This window comes from Frateuria sp., assembly GCF_035943815.1.
Classification (GTDB): domain Bacteria; phylum Pseudomonadota; class Gammaproteobacteria; order Xanthomonadales; family Rhodanobacteraceae; genus Frateuria_A.
Genome location: NZ_DASZBU010000005.1, coordinates 73,690 through 89,147, shown reverse-complemented (window position 1 = coordinate 89,147; position 15,458 = coordinate 73,690). Strand labels below are relative to the sequence as shown.

Sequence of the window (15,458 nt, the reverse complement as noted above, 5' to 3'; positions counted from 1 at the left end):
ATTCAGCGTTCTCCTTGATTTGCTCGCGCGGCGGCCTGTTCGGCGCGGCGCTTTTCGATGGCGGCCTTGAGCTGGCGCACGCGCGCGGCCTGGCGCTCGTCGCTGCTCACGTCCACGTTGGCTGGACCGCCGCGCAGGGCGGAGAGGGTGGCGCCGCCGGAGGGCGCTCCGCCTTGGTCCCCGCCGCTGCTTTGCGGGGCGGCCGGAATGGCGCCGGGCTGATCTTCGGTCTTGGCCGGCTCGGGCTCGAGCGCAGGTCGCTGGCCGGGGCCCTCGGGCAATTCGTTAGGCACCGATGAGGCCTCGGCCGGACGCCCGGCCGGTTCCTGGCCGCCGTGCAGCTGTTCGATTGGCGCGCCGACCGGCAGTTGCAACTCGACGCGGCCGCTGGCGGAGTCGAACACCGCCGAACGCGGACGTACCTCGACCAGGGTCCAGCTGCCGTCGGGCAGGCGGGTGCCTTCGCGCACCCGCAGTTCCTGGCCGTTGTCGCCCTCTCGCTTGTTGTGCAACAGGGCCATGCGCAGTGTGGGCGTCACGATGATGCCGGTCAGCTGCATGTCGCCCAGCTGGCCGCCGCCGCTGGCGGCGTGCGCCACCGGCTTGCGGTCCGGATTGAACAGCGGCTGTTGCCACACCGGCGCATAGTGCTCCAGCGGCACCGGCGGGGGCAGCGTGGCGGCGTGCTGTGCCGGCAGCGGCGCGCTCGCGCGCGGCGGCGCCCAGTGCACGCCGCGGCCGATGCCTGCGAGCAGGGCCAGGAACAGCATGCCCAGCAGCAGCACCGCCGCCGCCAGCGGTGCGGTGAGGCGGCGTTGCGCGGCGGCGTTCATGGCGCCTCCCCGTTGTCGGCGCCGTTGTCCGGCGCCGGCGGTGCGGCCACCGGGGTGCGCGCCGGGCGCACGTAGCCGGAGAGCGTGAACTGCACCTCCAGCGACGGCTGGTTGCCCTGCTGCGCGGCGACCGGGTTGCGGTAGAGGCTCAAGTCGTCGACGAACAGGTATGGCGTGCCCTGCTCCAGCGCATTGAGCACCGCCACCAGCGGTTCCATGTCGCAGCGCAGGCTGATGCTCACCGCCGCCTTGCGGTAGGGGCTGTTGTCGTCCTCCGGCGGATTGGGCAGCGGCATCTTCTGGGTGACCTCGCAGCCGCCGCCGGCGGTATGCGTGCCTACCGCGTCGACCACGCGCTGCATCAAGCCGGCCGATGCGGCGCTGGGGTCGGCCTCCGGCAGGAACGCGGCGCTGGCCGCCTGGCCGGCGCCGAGCTCGGCGATGCGCCGCTGCAATTGCGGCTTCTCGGCGATCGCCGCTGCATAGCGGCTTTGCGTGTCGCGCAACTCCGCCATCTGCGCGTCGACCTGGCGCAGCGGCGCCACGAACCACCAGTGGATGAACAGGAAGTACACCAGCGCCAGCGCCAGCAGGAGCAGCAGCACGGCGGCGATGCGGCTGTCGCGCGGCTTGAGCACGAGCTGCCTCATGGCTGCGCCTCCGAGGCGGTCCGGGCCGGCGCGGCCTTGGCGGTCGTGCCGGCCTGGCGCAGTTGCGCGACCATGTAGAAGCGCTCCTTGCCGGTCTGCGGGTCGGGCTGGATGCTGCCCTGGAAATTGGGGTCGCGCATGGTCGTCGAATCCTTCAACGCGTCGATCAGCGCCGCCGCCTGCGGCGCCTGCCCCTGGAAGCCGACCTGGCCGCTGGGGTCGACACTTAGCCGCTCCAGCCAGGCGTTCTGCGGCAGCCGGCGGGTGAGGTCGAGCAGCAGGTCGAGCATGGTGACGCGGGTCTGCTTGCGCCGAACCAGGAAGCTGGCCGCGCCGGCGTTGTCCTGCAGTTCCTGGCGCAGCGCACCGACCTGCTGCGCCTCGGCCTGCATGTCCTCGACCTGCGCCTGCATGGCGGCGAGCGCCTGGGTGCGGTTGCCCAGCCACTGCGCCAGCACCAGCACCAGCAGCAACACGGCGGCTGCGCCGAGGGCCAGGTTGAGCCGCTGGCGCGGGTTGGCGCGGCGCGGCACCCGTGCCGGCGGCAACAGGTTGATGCCGAGCCGGTCGGCGCCTTGCGCGACGTCCACCGCGTCGACCCGGATGCCGGCACCTTCCAGCTCGGCCAGCAGGGGGTCGAGCGCGTCGCGCGGCACCGCCACCAGTTCGGCGAAGAAGCGGCCCGCGGGCGCCGGCGTGTCCAGCTCGATCAGCGCGTAGTACACCTGCTCGACGCGGAAAGGCGTCTGCCGGTCCATCTCGAAGGCGCCCACCTGCTGCAGGTTGTCCGCTGCCGCGCGCGGCAGCAGCAGGCGCCGGCGCAGCGCCGCGGCGGCCGGCAGCAGCAGCGCCAGCCGCAGGTCCTCGCGATCGACCTCGCGGACGGCCGCCGACAACGCAGCCTGTTCGATCGCCGCCTCGGTGCCGCGCGGCCATTGTGCGCGCACCTCCGGCTCGCCTGCGCGGCGCAGTTCCCAGCGGCCGTCGGTGCGCTGCAGCAAGTACCACTGGGCGCCGCCGCCGAACAGCCTGCGCCAGGACGCCGGCAACAGCGCCGCCAGTTCGCCGCCCCACCAAGCGAAGAAGCGCGGCAGCGGCGAGGCGCGCCAGCCACGGCGCAGGCGGTCCAGCTGCGGACGCAGCGATTGCGTTGCGGTCGTCATTCGCGGTCACCCTCCCGCCAGTGCAGCACCGCGTAGGGCTGCGCACCCGCACGCACGCCCTGCAGGCGAACGGTGGCATGCAGCACGGCGCGCGTGCCGTCGGCCATCGTGGCCTCCGAGCGGATACTATGCGTCACCCCATTGCCGGCGAACAGGCCCGCCACGCCCGGGCGGGTCGCCTGCCGCGCGGCGGTCACCTGCGCTACGCGCGCGGGCGTCATGCCGGGGATCGCCGCCAGCGCCAGCGACTGGGCGGTGTTGGGATCGGGACTCTCGCGACCGGACCAGATCGTGATGGCGCCGGCCACCGCGCGATACAGCGCCGGGGTCATGCCTGCCACCTGCTGCAATTCCTCGATGCTGAGGAAGGGCGAATGGCGCGGCTTGTACCCGTTGGCCGTATAGACGTCCAGGCCCACCTTCGTCCCGAGATCGGCGCCGCGCCAGTCGACCACCGCGGCGGCCAGCTTCTGCGCCGCGTCCGGGTTCATGCCGGCGGCGCGGAACAGCCCTTGAAGCACGGCCGGCGAGGCGCTGTTCAAATCCACCTTGCCGCCTTCGTCGACCACGCTCACCCGCACCGTGGCGCCACCGAACGGGAAGGTGTACGGCCGCCCGTCGGCCAGCCAGCGCTGCGGCAGCTGGGTGTCCTGCAGGCCGTAGATGGCCCGCGCCAGGCCGGCCTCGGCGTCGTACTGCGCCTGCGTCTGGGCAAACTGGTAGCGCGCCTGCAGGCCTTCGGAGCGCGCCAGCATGGCGTAGCCGCCGAGCATGATCGCCAGCAGCGTGCAAGCCCACAGAACCACCAGCAAGGCGACGCCGCGCTGGGTATGGAGGCTGCGCGCGTTCACGGCCGGCTCCAGGCGAACACCGGGCCGTCGCGCCCGAGCATCGCGAAGGCACGCTGGTTGGCCGAGGCATCCACGCGCAGCGGCACGGTCAGCTGCGGCCAGTAGCCGGTGCCGGCCAGGCGCAAGTCGATGCGTACCAGCTGCGGCAGGTGATCGCCCTGCGGCCAGCTGGCGCTCCACGAACCCACGCGTCCCTGCGCGTCGAGTCCTCGGTACTGGAAGCCGCCATCGCGCACGTCTTCCAGCAGCACCTGCGGCGGGCCGGGCGGCAACGGCTGCCCACCCGGCGGCAGCAGCGCGAAACGGATTTGCAGGCGCTGCCCGCCCTTGCCGTTGTCCACCAGCTCGAGTGTCTGCGCCTGCGGACCGAGCTTGCCGAGATAGCCCGGCAGCGGCGCCACGAAGCTCATCGAGCGGGCGTCGCCCTTGAAAAAGATCGCTTCGTCGTTGTCGGGATTCTTGGCCAGTTGTTGGGTCATCGCCTGGGCCAGCTCCCGGCGCAGGAAATCCTGCGCCGAGCGCACCGCATCGAGCCGTTCCACCGTCGCGCTGCCCGCGCGCACGCTGTGCGAGGCGGTGCGGATGCCCGAATACACCCCGACCAGCAGCAGCGCCAACAGCACCAGCGCGGCAAGCACTTCCATCAGGCTGAAGCCGCGGATGCGCGATGCGCTCATGCCCCGCTCCCCGCCACCGGCTGCGGGCCACCCACGCGCAGCGTGCTGAAGCGCGCGCTGTAGTGGTGGCCGGCGCTGGTCCACAGCACGTCCAGGTCGAGCCGGTAGAGCTTCAGCGGCGAGGCCGGCGACTGCGGCCGCGGCCCGGCGACGGGCGCTGTCGTTACAGGTTGGAAGGGCTGCACGTTGAGTTGCCAGCGATAGCGCTGGTCGAAGCGGCCGCTGCTGCGGCCGGCACGAATCGGCTCCAGCACGAAAGCGCTGTCGAGCAGGCTGTGCGCCCACATCGCCGCCTGGCTGCGTTCGGCCGAGCGCGCGGTGAGGTTGAGCGAGCTGCCGGCAACGCGCATCAGCGAGGCGAAGGTGATCGCCAGCAGAAGCACCGCGGCGACCACTTCGAGCAGGCTGAAGCCGCGGGCGCGCGAAGTCCTCACGACGTCACCACGCTCACCGCCCCGGTGAGCCACGCCACGTTGACCTGCCAGCGGCGCGCGCCGCGCTGCAGGAGGATGTGGCCGCCGGTGGAACTGCCGTCGGGGAAGAAGCGGATGCGGCCGGTGTGGCCGTCGGGCTGGTCCTCGCGCGCGCTGGTGATGGACAGGCGCATGCCCTTGGGCAGCGCCACCGGCTTGCCGCCGGCGGCGCGGTAGCTGGCGGCCCTGGCGTCCACGTCGAAGGTCTGGTCCTGGCCCTTGACGATGGCCCGCGCGCGCGTGGCGCGCAGCGCGGCGGCGAGCTCGATACTGGCCGCACGCACACGCGCGCTGGCCAGGCCCTGGCTCACCGAAACCGACACCGCCGCTGCGGCGATGCCGATCAACAGGATCACGGCCAGCATCTCCAGCAAGGTGAAGCCGCGGGTGCGCCGCGGGCGCCGGTCGATCGGCAATCGCGCATCGCGCATCGCAGAAGCACGCAGTTGGCCCTCGCGCGCCCTGCCGATTCCCGATTCGCGATTGCCGATTCCCGGCTTCATTGCCAGTTCCCGACATCCTTGCTGTAACCGTCGCCGCCGGGCTGGCCGTCCTGGCCGTAGAAGATCAGGTCGAAGCTGCCGTGTTCACCGGGATACTTGTAGCCGAAGGCATGACCCCATGGGTCGACCAGGTCGGAGGCCTTGGCATACGGCCCCTGCCAGTTCGGCGCGTTGGCCGGCTTGACCGCCAGGTCCTTCAGCTGCGCGGGCGGCGAGCCATTGTCCAGCGCGTAGTTCTCGATCTTCTGGCTGAGTGTGGTCAGCTGCGCCTTGCCGGCACCGTACTTGCCCTTGTCCACGTTCTTGCCGACCTGGGTCACCACCACCGCACCGATGATGCCGATCAGCACGATCACGGCGAGCATTTCCAGCAGCGTGAAACCGCGGGCACGCCGCGCGCGCGCGGAACGGGAAGCGGACCGGGGAAATCGTGCTTGCGCCGATACCGCCGGTTTCCTGTTGCCCATCGCCTGTTCGCTACTGTGATAAGTCATACGCATCTCCAGGTGTTACTGAATGTTCGAGGTCAGGCTCAGGAGCGGCAGCAGGATCGCCGCCATGATGATCGCCACCAGCACCGTCATCACGATGGTCAGCGCCGGCACCAGCGCGGCGAGCAGGCGGTCGATCGCGCGCCTGGATTCGATGTCGAAGGTGTCGGCGACCTTAAGCAGCATGGCGTCCAGTTGCCCGGCCTCCTCGCCCACCTGAACCATCTGCAGGGCCAGCCGTGGGAAGCGCTGCGAGCGCGCCAGCGCGGCGCTCAGGCCCCCGCCGCCCTTGACCTGCTCGGCGGCCTGCGCCAGCGCATCGTCCAGCGCGGTGTTGCCGGTGACCTGGCGGGCGATCCCCAGCGCGGCGAGCAGCGGCACGCCGTTCTTGAGCAGCGTGCCCAGCGTGCGCGCGATGCGCGCGGTCTCGACCTTCAGCAGCAGCGGACCGACCACGCGCAGGGTCAGCAGCCTCGCGTGCCAGGCCATACGCTGCGCCGGATCGCGCAGGCGAGCGCGCCACACCAGCGTCCCGCCCACCAGTACCAACAGGATCAACCACCACCAGGATTGCAGCACACTGCCGATGAACAGCACCGCCCGCGTGATCCACGGGATCGGCACCTGCATGTCTTCGAAGATCGGAACGAACTGGGGCACCACGTAGGCCAGCAGCAGCACCAGCGAGCCGAGCACGCCGATCAGCAGGAAGGCCGGATAGATCAGCGCGTTGACGATCGAGCCGCGCAGCAGCTGTGCGCGCTCCAGATACTCGGCCAGGCGTCGCAGCGTGTCCTCCAGCGAACCGCCCGCCTCGCCCGCGCGCACCAGCGATATGTACAACTTGGGAAAGACGCCGTGCTCCTCGTCCAGCGCCTGCGACAGCGTGGTGCCACCGCGCACGCGGTCGCGCACGCGTTCGACCAGCCGCTTGGCACGCTCGCCTTCGGGCAGCTCCATCAGGATGCCGAGTGCGCGGTCCAACGGCTGGCCGGCACCGAGCAGGGTGGCCAACTGATGGGTGAACTGCGCCAGTTGGTCCCCGGTGAAGGGCCCGCGCTTGAGCAACGCGGCAAGTGCGGAGCCCTCGCCGATTGCGTCGGCGGGTCGCGCGTCCAGCGGCGTATGGCCCTGGTCCTGCAGGCGACCGATCGCCTCCTCCAAACTCGGCGCCTCGATCTGCCCCTCGAGCGCCTCGCCGGCGGCACTGACGGCGCGGTAGCGGAATTGCGCCATGTCAAAGACCCCGCGCGCGCTGCTCCCTCTCCCTTGCGGACAGAGGGCTGGGGTGAGGATCAAAGGCTTGCAGAAAGGCGTAGGCGAAGCGGGCCATGCTTGTGTTCATCAGCGCAAGAGCGGCTCCGTGAAGGGATCGGGCGAGCCCCCACCCTTCATCCCAGCCATCCCTCCACGGGGGGGAGGGCGCAAGGGCATCGGCTCGCGCGGCATCAGCCTTCCTGCGTGACACGCAGCACCTCCTCGAGGGTGGTGACGCCGGCGACGGCCTTGGCGATGCCATCCTCGTACATGGTGCGCATGCCCTCGGCGCGGGCTTGCCGCTCGATCTCGCTGGCGTCGGCGCGCCGCATCACCAGCCGGCGCAGCGGCTCGCTCATCACCAGGAACTCGACGATGGCGCGGCGGCCGCGGTAACCGGTGGGGTTGGCGGCGCTGCTGCCGGGTTTCCACAGGCGGATGGGGCGCTCGTCGGTGTACTTGTCCAGCTCGAATTCGGCGATCACCTCGGGCGTGGGCTCGTAGGGGATCGCCGTTTCCGGGTCCAGCCGGCGCACCAGGCGCTGGGCCAGGATCGCGTTGACGGTCGAGCCGAGCAGGTAATCCTCCACGCCCATGTCCAGCAAGCGCGTGACGCCGCCAGCGGCCGAGTTGGTGTGCAGGGTGGAGAGCACCAGGTGGCCGGTGAGCGCGGACTGGATCGCGATGCGGCAGGTCTCCAGGTCGCGCATCTCGCCGATCATGATCACGTCCGGATCCTGGCGCATGATCGAGCGCAGCGCATTGGCGAAGTCCAGCCCGATCTGCGGCTTGACCTGGATCTGGTTGATGCCTTCGAGCTGGTACTCGACCGGGTCTTCGACGGTGATGATCTTGACGTCCGGCGTGTTGATCCGCGACAGCGCCGTATAGAGCGTGGTGGTCTTGCCCGAACCGGTCGGGCCGGTCACCAGCAGGATGCCGTTGGGCCGCTCCAGCACCTCGACGAAGCGTTTCTCGAACTCGGGCGTAAAGCCGAGCGAGGCGAAATCGAACACCACCGACTCGCGGTCGAGGATGCGCATCACCACCGACTCGCCGTAGGCGGTCGGCACGGTCGACACGCGCAGGTCCAGCTCCTTGCCCTGCACGCGCAGCTGGATGCGTCCGTCCTGCGGCAGCCGGCGCTCGGCGATGTTGAGCTTGGCCATGATCTTGACGCGGCTGATCACCGCCGCCGTGGACGAGGACGGCGGCGCCTCGACCTCATGCAGCACGCCGTCGATGCGGTAGCGCACCTTGAGGCGGTTCTCGAACGGCTCGATGTGCACATCGGAGGCGCGCTGCTCCACCGCGCGCTGCAGGATCAGGTTGACCAGGCGGATCACCGGCGCCTCGGAGGCCAGGTCGCGCAGGTGCTCGACGTCGTCCTCCTCGCTGGCCTCGCCGGCGAGGTTCTCCACGATCGTGCCCATCGCCGAGCGGCCGGTGCCGTAGTAGCGCTCGATCAGGTCGTCGATCTCCGAGCGCAGGCCGATGCGCAGCGCCACCGGCCGTCCGGCGGCCAGCTCGACGGCCTGCAAAGGATAGGGATCGGCCGGATCGGCCACCACCAGCGCCAGGTCGTCCTCGCCCTCGCGCACCGGCACCACGTGCTGCTGCTTGAGGAAGCGCAGGGACAGCTCCGGCTCGGCCGGCGGCATTTCCGGGGCATCGCGCGCGACGAGCAGCGGCACGCCCAGCAATTCGGACCAGGCCTCGGCCAGGTCGCGCTCGGACACCAGCCCCAGCCGCGCCATCAGCGCAGTCAGGGTGCCCTCCGGCGCCTCCTCGTGGAGGCGGCGCGCGCGATGGAGGTCGCTGTCCTTGAGGTTGCCGCGCGACACCAGGAGTGCGCAGACAGCCGCTTCGCGGTCGTCCACGGTGAGCGCCCAGGTAGCCGCCGGCGTTGGAACTGCCGACATGCAGTGTCTCCCGCCAGTCACGCCAACCCGTCAACACCCCCTGCGTCGACGAGAAAACCCATTGGTAGCACATCCCGCGGCCCGGGCGCGAGCACGGGGGCGGGACGCCGCGGAAGGTCGGACTACCATCCCGCCGTCGAGTTCACCGAAATGTGAAGCGGCGGGTACACCGCGGAGCGCCGGCCGCGGCGGTCGCATGCTGGTCCAACGCCACCGTACCGGTGGTCGTGCCGGCGGCTGATGGCGGCGGAGTCCGCCACGCAGTCGGTGGCTTGCCAAACCAAACCGCTTTGCAACAATGCCTGCTTTTGCAGGCCGGCCATGCAGCTGATCGACATCGGCGCCAACCTCACCCACGAGTCCTTCGGGCACGACTTCGCGCAAGTCCTTGCGCGTGCCGCGGAGCAGGGCGTCACGCGGATGGTGGTGACCGGCGCCTCGCGCGAGGGCAGCGAGCAGGCGTTGGCGCTGGCGCAGGGCCACCCGGGCGTGCTGTGGGCCACGGCGGGCGTGCATCCGCACCACGCGATCGACTACGACGAGGCCACCGACGCGCGCCTGCGCGAACTGGCCCTGCTGCCGCAGGTGCGCGCCGTGGGCGAGACCGGGCTGGACTACCACCGCAACTATTCCCCGCGCGAGGTGCAGCTTCGCGTATTCGAGCAGCAACTCACGATCGCCGCGCAGATGGGCAAGCCGCTGTTCCTGCACCAGCGCGACGCGCACGCGGATTTCCTCGCCCTGCTCAGGCGCTACCGCGGCCGCGTGCCGGCGGCGGTGGTGCACTGCTTCACCGACACCCGCGAGGCGCTGCACGACTACCTCGCGCTGGATTGCCATATCGGCATCACCGGCTGGATCTGCGACGAGCGCCGCGGCACCCACCTCAAGCAGTTCGTGCGCGAGATCCCCGCCGACCGCCTGCTGCTGGAAACCGACGCGCCCTACCTGCTGCCGCGCACCGTGCGCCCGCAGCCGAGCCACCGGCGCAACGAGCCGATGTACCTGAAGCACATCTGCGAAGAAGTCGCGCGCGATCGCGGCGAACCGCCAGAGGTGACCGCAGCGAACAGCACGGCGGCAGCCGCCACGTTCTTCGGGCTTTAGCACGCCCTCTCTCCATCCGCGTTGCCGAATTACGTCACGTAACGAAGAGATTGCTAAAGGTTGCTAAAGCCGACGCCTTCCAAGCTACCGCATGCCTCTCCAGCCTCAACTCCCGAGCGACCGCGGTATAGCGGCTGCAGCTCCTCTAAGGGCAAGAGACCCACCCGACAAGGCGAAACGGCGCCAAGCTCTTATCCCTCCCCGGGCTGAGCCAGGTCGTTTCTTTGGTTACTTTCTTTGGGCCAGCAAAGAAAGTGACCCGAGCGCCGAAGGCGATCGGAAGCTCTAAAGCGGCAGAATGCTCGCCAACCTCCCCGCAAGGCCCCGGCCCCTCATCCCAACCCCGAAGGGGAGAGGGAGCCGGCTCAAGGAGGATCAGACGATGCGGCCGACGCGGGTGAAGAACGGCCACCGCACCGTGCGCAGCCGGTCTGGATCGCCCCAGGCTTGCGCCAGCGCCGGCGCCGCCGCGGCCACCGGGTCGACGCCGGTGCGCCCGAGGTAGCGCTGCGTGGCCGACCAGGAACCGAGATAGGCCAGGAACTGGGCCAGGTTCCAGTCCGCGCGCATGCCGAAGCTGGGCGTGTCGACCGGCTCGAACGGAAAAGGCAGCTCGCGGTAGCCGCTGTCCACCAGCGCGCGCTCGGGCGGCCAGTCCCCGCCCAGCGTATCGGCATAGAGCGCCCGTTCCGCCGCATCCACCGCACGGTCCACGCTGCAGTTGCCGTAGCCGCAAACCGCCAGCAGCGCACCCGGCCGGGCGACCCGGCGCACCTCCGCGTGGAAGGCGTCCAGGTCGAACCAGTGCAGCGCCTGCGACACGCTGACCAGGCTCACGCTGCCCGTCGCCAGGCTGCTGTGCTCGGCCGGCTCCACGCGGTAGTCGATGGCCGGATGGGCCGTCGCCTGCGCGACCTGCGTGGCGCTGGGGTCGGTCGCCACCACGCGCTCGAAATGCGCCGCCAGCCCCCGGCTGGCCTGGCCGTTGCCGCAGCCGGCGTCCCAGGCCAGCGCGCAATCCGGCGCCTGGCCGGCCAGCCAGGCGAACCAGTCGTCGGGCGGCAGCGGGCGCGCATCGCGGTAAAGCGCCGCGTGGCCGGAAAAGTGGTCCTTGAAGATGGACATGGGCATTGGGTCGGGGGCGGGATACGCATTATCGCGCAGGCCCGGACACCCCCTGCCCAACCTAGAGCAGGCGACGGGTCTGGCCGGGCGGCAGGCCGTCCAGGGCATAGTCGCCCACCCGCACGCGGATCAGCCGCAGGGTGGGAAAGCCGACCGCCGCCGTCATCCGCCGCACCTGGCGGTTGCGTCCCTCGCGCAGGGTGACGCTGGCCCAACTGGTGGGAATCGCTTTGCGGAACCGCACCGGCGGATCGCGCGGCCACAGCCAGTCCGGTTCGGCCGCATGTTCGGCGCCCGCCGGCAGCGTCGGCCCGTCGCTGAGCACGACGCCTCGGCGCAGGGCGGCCAGCGCTTCGTCGGTGATCGCGCCGTCCACCTGCACCAGATAGGTCTTGGGCATCTTGTGCTTCGGATCGGTCAGCCGGTGCGCCAGCGCGCCCTCGTCGGTGAGCAGCAACAAACCTTCGCTGTCGTGGTCCAGCCGTCCCGCCGGATAGACGTCCTTTTCGCGCACGTAGCCGGCCAGCGTGGGACGGCCGCCGTCGCCGGAGAACTGGCAGAGCACCCCGTAGGGCTTGTTGAGCGCGATCAGCACGGACCTACTGGGACGATCCCGCGTGCGCAGGCGCGGCCGGCTTGACGAAGCGCAAGGTCATGCGGTCGGACTCGCCGATCGCCTGGTAGTCGGCCTTGTCCTGGCTCCCCAGCGCGAACGTGGGCGGCAGTGTCCACACGCCCTTGGGATGGTCGTGATCGTCCTTGGGATTGGCATTGATCTCGCTGCTGCCGTCCAGCACGAAGCCCGCGTCGGTGGCCAGCTTGACGACGTAATCCACGGGCAGGTAGCCGCTGCCCTTGACCTGCTCCAGCGTGGCGCCCTCATCGGCGCGATGGTCGACCACGCCGAGCACGCCGCCGGGCTTGAGCACGGTGAAGAAGGCATTGAACATCGCCGGCGCGTTGCCGGCCATCGCCCAGTTGTGCACGTTGCGGAAGGTCAGCACGCGGTCGGCCGAGGCGGGCGGACCGAGCACCGGCGCCTTCGGATCGAAGGCGACGATCGAGGCATGATCGAACTGCGCGGAATGCGCGGCGAAGAGCTTGCGCAGCGTGTTGTCGTCGTTGCGCGCCTCCGCATCGGCGCTCGGGCGGGTTTCCGCCGCGATGTAGCGGCCGTTGTCGCGCAGCAGCGGCGCGAGGATCTCCGCATACCAGCCGCCGGCGGGAGTGATCTCGATCAGCGTCTGGTCCGGGCGCACCTCGAAGAATTCCAGCGTGGCTTTCGGATGCCGGTAAACGTCGCGCGCGCGGTGGGCGGCCGGCCGCCAGTCGCCGGCGATCACCTGGTCAAGCTGGGCCGCGGTGTAGTCGCTGGCACTGGTCGGCGGCACCAGGGCGTCGTCGGGCTGGTCCTGTGCGCGTGCCGGGCCGGCCAGCAGCGCGGCGGTGCAGAAGGCTGAAAGCAGCAGCGTCTTCATGGTGATCTCCTTGTGGGCCGCGCGTGGGAGCGCTTGGAATTTCAGAAAGGCCGCGGGCAGACCGACTGCAAGCCGTCGATGTGCTCGTGCAGGTCTGGGGCGATACCCTGCCACATCGGGTCGAGTATGAAGTCGATTCCCTCGTGGCGGGCGAGCTTGGCGGCGGGAATGAAATCGGCATCGCCGGCGACCAGCACGATCTGGTCGACCAGCCTCTTGTAGGCGAGCGCGGCGATGTCGATGCCGATCTTCATGTCGACCTGGGTCTGGCGCATGTCCGGTTCGAAATGCTCGTCGCCGAGGTCGGCCCATGCCAGCGTGCCCTCGCGCAGCTGCTGGTAGGCATGGAACCTGAGCTTCCACTCGCCGCGCTCGGCCAGCCGGCCCAGCCTGAGGGCCAGCTTGCGCTGGCGGCGCAGCTGGTCGTGCAGTTCGCGGCGGAACGCCGCTGCGCCCGTGCGCGAAAAGTCGACCGCCTCGCCGCTGAGCGGGCGTACCAGCACCTTCTCCAGCGGCGGGCAGTCGTAGAAGAAGATGCGGTAGAGCGCCTCGCGGGGGCGGTCCAGCGCCTTCAGGTGCTCCAGCGCCATGCCGAACATGGTCTTGGCCACCGTGCGCGCGTCGCTGGCGTCGCGCTCGCCCCATACCTTGCGATAACGGGCAAGGAAAAAGGCGCCGTCGACCAGGATGGCGGTGCGTTGCATGGAATTCCTTCAGGATGCCGAAGCGCGCGCATTCTAGCGGACGGCTTGCGCCCGAATCCTTTCGGCGAACGCGGGAAAGGATCAGGGCCGCAGCGCCGCGTACCGGTCCTTCCTCCGAGCGCGGGTGAAGGATCTAGTAGCGGATCACCGAGCGGATGACCGTGCCCGCATGCATCGCGTCGAACGCTTCGTTGATGCGCTCCAGCGGCAGCTCCTGGCTGACCATCTCGTCGATGCGGATCTCGCCGGCCAGGTAGCGATCCACGTAGCCGGGCAGCTGCGAGCGGCCCTTGACGCCGCCGAAGGCCGAGCCGCGCCACACGCGCCCGGTCACCAGGTGGAACGGCCGCGTGCGGATCTCCTGCCCCGCGCCGGCCACGCCGATGATGATCGACTCGCCCCAGCCCTTGTGGCAGCACTCCAGCGCCGAGCGCATCACCTCCACGTTGCCGATGCACTCGAACGAATAGTCCACGCCGCCGCCGGTGAGCTCGACGATCACCTGCTGGATGGGCGTGTCCGGATGGTCCTTCGGGTTGACGAAGTCGGTCGCGCCGAGCATGCGCGCCATCTCGAACTTGGACGGATTGGTGTCCACCACCACGATGCGCCCGGCCTTGGCCATCACCGCGCCCTGCACCACCGACAGGCCGATGCCGCCCAGCCCGAACACCGCCACGCTGGCGCCCGGCTCGACTTTCGCCGTGTTGAGCACCGCGCCGATGCCGGTAGTGATGCCACAGCCGAGCAGGCAGACCTTCTCCAGCGGCGCGGCCCGGTCGATCTTCGCCAGCGCGATCTCCGGCAGCACGGTGTACTCGCTGAAGGTGCTGGTGCCCATGTAGTGGCGGATCGTCCGGCCGTCCTTGGAAAACCGCGAGGTGCCGTCGGGCATCAGGCCCTGGCCCTGGGTGGCGCGGATGCGCTGGCACAGATTGGTCTTGCCCGAGCGGCAGTATTCGCAGGTGCCGCACTCGGGCGTGTACAGCGGAATGACGTGATCGCCCACGGCCAGCGTGGTCACGCCCTCGCCGACCTCCTCGACGATGCCGCCGCCCTCGTGGCCCAGGATCGCCGGGAACAGGCCTTCCGGATCGGCGCCGGAAAGGGTGAATGCGTCGGTGTGGCAGACACCGGTGGCGACGATGCGCACCAGCACTTCGCCGGTCTTGGGACCGGCCACGTCCACTTCCTCGATCGACAGCGGCTTGCCTGCCTCCCAGGCGACGGCGGAGCGGGACTTCATGATGTGGATTCCGGCAGCCGGGGGAACGGCGATGATGCGCCCTCGCGTGCGCGCAACGGAAGGTCCGGCGGACATCCCGGCTGCGCACAGGCCAGGTTTTCATTGCAGTAGCGTTCGGCTTCGGCCATCACCCATTGGCGGAACACCGCCAGTCCCCCGTGCTCCTCCGAGCGCGGCGGATAGACCAGCCAGTAGGCTTCCTCGGTCGGCATGAAACGCTCGCCCAGCACCACCAGCCGCCCCGCGTGGATCAGCGAGCTGGAGGTGACCATGCGGCCCAGCGCAACGCCCAGCCCTTCCAGTGCCGCATGGCGCAGCGCGTCGGTGCTGTCGAACTGCGCCACATAGCGCCGGGGCAGCTCGCCACCGACGAACGCAAACCAGTCGCGCCAGCGGTTGGAGGGATCGCCCAGCAGCGGCCAGGCCAGCAGATCGTTCGGGTCGGTGCCCGCCATGCGCGCGACCAGTTCGGGCGTGGCCACGGGCGCCAGCCATTCGCCGAACAGCCTTTCGCAGCGCAGGCCCTCCCACTGACCGCGACCGTAGCGCAGGCCCACGTCCACCGGCTCGCGATCGAAATCGACCAGCGTTGAACTCGATTGCAGGTTCAGTTCGAGCTCCGGGTGCGCCGCCACCAGGTGCGGCAGGCGCGGCAACAGCCAACTGGACATGATCCCGGAGCTCGCGCTCAGCGTGAGCGAGTCGTGCCGCCGCTCGCGGTAGCGCGAAAGCGCATGCTCGATGCCGTCGAAATGCCCGGCTACCGCTTCGAGCAGGCTGCATCCTTCCACCGTCAGCGTGACGCCGCGAGGCCCGCGCTCGAACAGGCGCCGGCCCAGGCGGTCCTCCAACTGGCGGATCTGGTGGCTCAGCGCGCTGACGGTGAGGTTGGCCTGCGCCGCCGCGCGAGAGAGGTTGCCCAGGCGGGCGACCCGCACGAATTGCTGCAGCAGGCCCAGCGGGATCTGGCTCATCGGG

General features: G+C 70.1%; 17 protein-coding genes. 1 reads left to right on the top strand and 16 read right to left on the bottom strand.

Going from position 1 to position 15,458, the window contains the following annotated elements; all coding sequences use genetic code 11:
* Positions 1-2: 2 nt before the first annotated feature.
* The 10 genes from VGU65_RS02060 to gspE form a co-directional block, all read right to left on the bottom strand.
* Complete coding sequence (locus tag VGU65_RS02060; RefSeq protein ID WP_327472499.1) at positions 3-833, bottom strand: type II secretion system protein, XpsN-like; 831 nt, start codon at positions 831-833, stop codon at positions 3-5.
* Complete coding sequence (gene gspM, locus VGU65_RS02055; RefSeq protein WP_327472498.1) at positions 830-1,483, bottom strand: type II secretion system protein GspM; 654 nt, start codon at positions 1,481-1,483, stop codon at positions 830-832. The genes VGU65_RS02060 and gspM overlap by 4 nt, the downstream gene beginning before the upstream one ends.
* Positions 1,480-2,646, bottom strand: coding sequence for a PilN domain-containing protein (locus VGU65_RS02050; RefSeq protein WP_327472497.1), 1,167 nt, complete (start codon positions 2,644-2,646; stop codon positions 1,480-1,482). The genes gspM and VGU65_RS02050 overlap by 4 nt, the downstream gene beginning before the upstream one ends.
* Positions 2,643-3,497: a type II secretion system minor pseudopilin gene (locus VGU65_RS02045; RefSeq protein WP_327472496.1), complete on the bottom strand. Its 855-nt coding sequence runs from the start codon at positions 3,495-3,497 to the stop codon at positions 2,643-2,645. Before VGU65_RS02045 ends, VGU65_RS02050 begins: the two co-directional genes overlap by 4 nt.
* Entirely contained in the window at positions 3,494-4,174 is a 681-nt protein-coding gene (locus VGU65_RS02040) for a type II secretion system protein GspJ (RefSeq protein ID WP_327472495.1), read from the bottom strand. Before VGU65_RS02040 ends, VGU65_RS02045 begins: the two co-directional genes overlap by 4 nt.
* Positions 4,171-4,608, bottom strand: a complete 438-nt coding sequence (locus tag VGU65_RS02035; protein ID WP_327472494.1) for a type IV pilus modification PilV family protein — start codon at positions 4,606-4,608, stop codon at positions 4,171-4,173. The genes VGU65_RS02040 and VGU65_RS02035 overlap by 4 nt, the downstream gene beginning before the upstream one ends.
* Positions 4,605-5,078, bottom strand: a complete 474-nt coding sequence (locus VGU65_RS02030) for a GspH/FimT family pseudopilin (protein ID WP_327472866.1) — start codon at positions 5,076-5,078, stop codon at positions 4,605-4,607. The genes VGU65_RS02035 and VGU65_RS02030 overlap by 4 nt, the downstream gene beginning before the upstream one ends.
* Positions 5,079-5,146: 68 nt before the next feature.
* Positions 5,147-5,617: a type II secretion system major pseudopilin GspG gene (gspG, locus tag VGU65_RS02025; RefSeq protein WP_327472864.1), complete on the bottom strand. Its 471-nt coding sequence runs from the start codon at positions 5,615-5,617 to the stop codon at positions 5,147-5,149.
* Between the two features lie 42 nt (positions 5,618-5,659).
* Complete coding sequence (gspF, locus tag VGU65_RS02020; RefSeq protein WP_327472493.1) at positions 5,660-6,877, bottom strand: type II secretion system inner membrane protein GspF; 1,218 nt, start codon at positions 6,875-6,877, stop codon at positions 5,660-5,662.
* Between the two features lie 212 nt (positions 6,878-7,089).
* Complete coding sequence (gene gspE, locus VGU65_RS02015) at positions 7,090-8,820, bottom strand: type II secretion system ATPase GspE (protein ID WP_327472492.1); 1,731 nt, start codon at positions 8,818-8,820, stop codon at positions 7,090-7,092.
* Positions 8,821-9,141: 321 nt separating this feature from the next.
* On the opposite strand from gspE, the gene VGU65_RS02010 reads away from it, so the two are divergent.
* The gene (locus VGU65_RS02010; protein ID WP_327472491.1) at positions 9,142-9,927 is read left to right on the top strand and encodes a TatD family hydrolase; all 786 of its coding nucleotides are present in this window, start codon (positions 9,142-9,144) and stop codon (positions 9,925-9,927) included.
* A 375-nt stretch (positions 9,928-10,302) separates the two neighbouring features.
* Here VGU65_RS02010 and VGU65_RS02005 read toward each other — a convergent pair whose 3' ends face one another.
* The 6 genes from VGU65_RS02005 to VGU65_RS01980 form a co-directional block, all read right to left on the bottom strand.
* Entirely contained in the window at positions 10,303-11,052 is a 750-nt protein-coding gene (locus tag VGU65_RS02005) for a class I SAM-dependent methyltransferase (RefSeq protein ID WP_327472490.1), read from the bottom strand.
* Positions 11,053-11,113: 61 nt separating this feature from the next.
* The gene (locus tag VGU65_RS02000; RefSeq protein ID WP_327472489.1) at positions 11,114-11,647 is read right to left on the bottom strand and encodes a pseudouridine synthase; all 534 of its coding nucleotides are present in this window, start codon (positions 11,645-11,647) and stop codon (positions 11,114-11,116) included.
* Between the two features lie 4 nt (positions 11,648-11,651).
* On the bottom strand, positions 11,652-12,530 hold the full coding sequence (locus VGU65_RS01995) for a class I SAM-dependent methyltransferase (protein WP_327472488.1): 879 nt from the start codon (positions 12,528-12,530) through the stop codon (positions 11,652-11,654).
* Between the two features lie 41 nt (positions 12,531-12,571).
* On the bottom strand, positions 12,572-13,234 hold the full coding sequence (locus tag VGU65_RS01990) for an NYN domain-containing protein (RefSeq protein WP_327472487.1): 663 nt from the start codon (positions 13,232-13,234) through the stop codon (positions 12,572-12,574).
* A 133-nt stretch (positions 13,235-13,367) separates the two neighbouring features.
* On the bottom strand, positions 13,368-14,480 hold the full coding sequence (locus VGU65_RS01985; RefSeq protein ID WP_327472486.1) for an S-(hydroxymethyl)glutathione dehydrogenase/class III alcohol dehydrogenase: 1,113 nt from the start codon (positions 14,478-14,480) through the stop codon (positions 13,368-13,370).
* Entirely contained in the window at positions 14,477-15,454 is a 978-nt protein-coding gene (locus VGU65_RS01980) for a LysR substrate-binding domain-containing protein (RefSeq protein WP_327472485.1), read from the bottom strand. The genes VGU65_RS01985 and VGU65_RS01980 overlap by 4 nt, the downstream gene beginning before the upstream one ends.
* Positions 15,455-15,458 lie beyond the last annotated feature (4 nt).

What these genes read in the sequence shown, in the direction of transcription:
- VGU65_RS02010 (WP_327472491.1), top strand. Translation starts at nt 9,142, where the DNA reads ATGCAGCTGATCGACATCGGCGCCAACCTCACCCACGAGTCCTTCGGG.
- gspF (WP_327472493.1), bottom strand. Translation starts at nt 6,877, where the DNA reads ATGGCGCAATTCCGCTACCGCGCCGTCAGTGCCGCCGGCGAGGCGCTC.
- VGU65_RS02040 (WP_327472495.1), bottom strand. Translation starts at nt 4,174, where the DNA reads ATGAGCGCATCGCGCATCCGCGGCTTCAGCCTGATGGAAGTGCTTGCC.
- VGU65_RS02030 (WP_327472866.1), bottom strand. Translation starts at nt 5,078, where the DNA reads ATGCGCGATGCGCGATTGCCGATCGACCGGCGCCCGCGGCGCACCCGC.
- VGU65_RS02050 (WP_327472497.1), bottom strand. Translation starts at nt 2,646, where the DNA reads ATGACGACCGCAACGCAATCGCTGCGTCCGCAGCTGGACCGCCTGCGC.
- gspG (WP_327472864.1), bottom strand. Translation starts at nt 5,617, where the DNA reads ATGGGCAACAGGAAACCGGCGGTATCGGCGCAAGCACGATTTCCCCGG.
- VGU65_RS01980 (WP_327472485.1), bottom strand. Translation starts at nt 15,454, where the DNA reads ATGAGCCAGATCCCGCTGGGCCTGCTGCAGCAATTCGTGCGGGTCGCC.
- VGU65_RS02005 (WP_327472490.1), bottom strand. Translation starts at nt 11,052, where the DNA reads ATGTCCATCTTCAAGGACCACTTTTCCGGCCACGCGGCGCTTTACCGC.
- gspM (WP_327472498.1), bottom strand. Translation starts at nt 1,483, where the DNA reads ATGAGGCAGCTCGTGCTCAAGCCGCGCGACAGCCGCATCGCCGCCGTG.
- VGU65_RS01990 (WP_327472487.1), bottom strand. Translation starts at nt 13,234, where the DNA reads ATGCAACGCACCGCCATCCTGGTCGACGGCGCCTTTTTCCTTGCCCGT.
- VGU65_RS02060 (WP_327472499.1), bottom strand. Translation starts at nt 833, where the DNA reads ATGAACGCCGCCGCGCAACGCCGCCTCACCGCACCGCTGGCGGCGGCG.
- gspE (WP_327472492.1), bottom strand. Translation starts at nt 8,820, where the DNA reads ATGTCGGCAGTTCCAACGCCGGCGGCTACCTGGGCGCTCACCGTGGAC.
- VGU65_RS01985 (WP_327472486.1), bottom strand. Translation starts at nt 14,480, where the DNA reads ATGAAGTCCCGCTCCGCCGTCGCCTGGGAGGCAGGCAAGCCGCTGTCG.
- VGU65_RS01995 (WP_327472488.1), bottom strand. Translation starts at nt 12,530, where the DNA reads ATGAAGACGCTGCTGCTTTCAGCCTTCTGCACCGCCGCGCTGCTGGCC.